Annotated in this window: 3 protein-coding genes; all 3 read right to left on the reverse strand. The window is 65.7% G+C overall.

The features are described from left to right. Positions 1–310 precede the first annotated feature (310 nt). The 3 genes from VF631_RS01305 to VF631_RS01315 are packed head-to-tail and all read right to left on the reverse strand — an operon-like array spanning position 311 to position 2,309. Complete coding sequence (locus VF631_RS01305) at positions 311–931, reverse strand: hypothetical protein (protein WP_431848457.1); 621 nt, start codon at positions 929–931, stop codon at positions 311–313. Continuing rightward, positions 931–1,512, reverse strand: a complete 582-nt coding sequence (locus VF631_RS01310) for a papain-like cysteine protease family protein (RefSeq protein WP_431848458.1) — start codon at positions 1,510–1,512, stop codon at positions 931–933. The genes VF631_RS01305 and VF631_RS01310 overlap by 1 nt, the downstream gene beginning before the upstream one ends. Further along, a complete protein-coding gene (locus tag VF631_RS01315) occupies positions 1,509–2,309 on the reverse strand; it encodes a hypothetical protein (RefSeq protein WP_431848459.1) in 801 nt (266 codons plus the stop codon). Before VF631_RS01315 ends, VF631_RS01310 begins: the two co-directional genes overlap by 4 nt. Between the last annotated feature and the right edge of the window lie 569 nt (positions 2,310–2,878).

The raw sequence follows: 2,878 nt of genomic DNA on the forward strand, positions 1-2,878 counted from the left end.
CCGATCTGCATCCGATCAGTGCCGCTGGCCCACCAAAGTTCCACTTTCGGCCATCAACTTTGCGTGGTTTGTACTTACGGCCGAGCGCCTCAGAAATGGCCGTAGCATCAACGTGAATGAATGGCCGAAACTGGGGAGCCGGAAACAGCCAGCGAACGTCCGGCTTTGGGTTCTACCGGTCGCGAGCCCGTCGTCCGCTTCCGCCCATACACGTCCTTTTCGCTCACCTAGCGAATGCGGCCGACGGCGCTCAATCCGATCAGATGGCTTGTGAAGGGCGATTGACGCCTGCGGCCGGCGGAGCCACGCATTATCTCCGGCGCGGCAGGCCGGATCGTGGCGATCCGTCGTCGCGATCGACGAATTCGGGTCCCGGTCGCGCCGCCTCAATAAGGGGCAGGATTGCCTCGCGCAGTTGCGGCCAGCCGATTTCCCCAGCTTCCGGCCGGAACGGGGAGCCAAGCCGGGCCGGCAGGAAGATCGAGTCCGGGGCCGCGAGCCAAAGCGCCGACACGTACACGTCCGGCACCACGAGCCAGCGGACCTCGTAGCTGCCCGGACTGTCCAGATGAATCGCTGCGGCGCTCAAGACTCTCGCGAACGCCGTTGCGGCCTCCGGTCCCCTGATCGAGTAGAGCTCGGCACCTGCGGCGTCGAAGACGATTTCGATCAAGGCCAGCGGCTTTTCGTTAGTGGTAACGAGCGCCCGCCAGCCTGACCGTTCGGCGGGAACGTCGCCGATGGCGTTTCGGTCGTCCTCGATGTCGTCGGGCCGGCTCGTGAAGACCGGGAACGGGCCGTGCACCGCCAATTGCCTGTCGACCAGGCGGAACGCCGTCTCTCGCGTGTCCTCGAAGGTGTAGAGCGCGCCTTCCAGGCTTTCGGCGAGTCCAAGGAGTGCGCCAGGATAGGGCTGAACCGCGAGCGCCATCAGGGCTTCACCACGTAGCTGTGCGACCAGGCACCCCCGCCTGCTTTATATCCCCCGGCGATCAACGCCGCGTGCGCGACGCTCGCCTCGCCGTAGATCGGGTCCGAGACGGCATACTGGAGCTGGGTGCCCACCGTCCGTATCCCGTAGATGACGCAGAAGTGCCCGCCGCCGCCCGACTTCGTCCAGACGACGCGGATCGGGAGCGGCAGGTTGGCCGACAGCTCGGCCCTGACCGCCGTCTCGCCGAGATAGCCCGTGATCACCGGCTGCCGCAGGCGACCGATGTTGCCCAACGGTCCGTCCAGAGTGTTCTGGACATCGCAGGCGCCGGGCACCGGCGTCGCGCAGCAGTTCGGGCCGAGCTCGTTCGACGCAATCTTGCACATGGTCACCGGCGCATCGTGCGGCGGATTGGGGTATCCCGAAATCGAGGACGTGACCGCAGCCCAGCACCACTGCGGTCGCTTCCCCTGCCGCTGGACCTTGAACGGCAACAGGATCGGCGCCGCGCCGCCCCGCGGCGAGGCGGCGGACATGGTGAGCGGACGCGTCGGATAGGCGGCTGACAACGTGGTCATTTCGTACAGGAACCCGCACCCGATGCAGGCACAGAGCCCTGCGCGGTGAAGTGCGTCCTTGCGCAGATGCTCTTTAGATTGCCTCTTTGGTCGTCGTATTCGATCTCGTAAAGTCCCGGCGCCAGGACCTGGCGCGTGTCGGCCGGGACCAGCGAGGCGGCGGCGCCGCCGCCTTTCCCGCCGGTAACGTCAGCAGCGGCCTTCCCTGACGTCTTGTAGGCGGTGAGCAGCGGGGCGAGCGCCGTCAGGATCTCCGAGTTCTTGCTGTCCGCGCCCGCATCGAAGCCGGTTAGCATCCAGCCGTTCTGAAACGTGGGCTTGAGGTTTGCCGATCCCAGTCCCGAGCGCATGGACACGGACATCGGCCTGCTCATGTCCGGCAGGTAGATGAGCTTGATGAAATAGCCTTCGCTGCTTCCGCCGAAACTCTGGTCGGACCCGGCGGCAAGCGTGGCGTCGCCGCCCGACGCCTTCTCGTCCGCACCGCCCATCGCCGCCTGGCCGACCGCGGCGACGTTCGCATTTGGGTCGGGCGCGGGCCAGCCGGCGTTCGGCTCGTTGACGGCCTCGCCGCCCTTCTTCGGCGGCACCGGGTCCGTCGCCGGGACAGCGACTGCGGCGACCGTGGCTCCGGCCAGCGCCGTGTATGGGAGCTGCGTAACGAGGAGATATGGCTTTGGCATGTAGTAGACGGCGCCCTCGGGGGCGCCCGCCTTCGGCCTCAGGTCCGGCGTGAGCTGCGTGAATGAGACGCTCGCGCATCCCGAAAGCAGTGCCGCGGCCAACGTGATCGCCATGCGCATCGTCTATCCCCTCCCGGCGCTGAAAGCTGCGCCCGATGATCGCGCCACGCAAGTTCCGACTGCTCCGAACCGGTCCGATTCACGGCGTCAGTTTCAGCACCCCTCATAAGCGATACCGCCCGTCCGCATCAGGCGCAGCTTTCTCGAAACAGTATCCTTTTCGGGAAAGCCGGCGTGTCCCGGGCAGGAAGATTCCTGCAGCATCACCTTCGCGACCGACATGAATGAATGGCTGAATGCGGGGAGCCGAAACAGCTCGCGAACGTCCGGCCTTGCAGTCTTTCCGGCAGGAAAGTCTCAGTCCAAGCCGTTCCGAGTGCGCACCTGAGCTCGCCGGAGCGGTCGATGTACTCACAGGAACGAGCGGCAGATTCCGGGTGCCGCACCGACAGCACTGAACGACTGCAAGTGGGTCTTGAAAGACACATCAACTTTGTCGGGGTTGATCCTTCTGGGCGAATAGGCCGTAGCGTTCGCGCCATGCTCGCACCTCGCCCTGCAAATGCGCGGGTGCGGGGGTTCCGGAGATAACGGGCCGGGCAACGTCGTCGTCAGGGTGCATC

This window comes from Allosphingosinicella sp. (assembly GCF_036387615.1).
In the GTDB taxonomy this organism is placed as follows: domain Bacteria; phylum Pseudomonadota; class Alphaproteobacteria; order Sphingomonadales; family Sphingomonadaceae; genus Allosphingosinicella.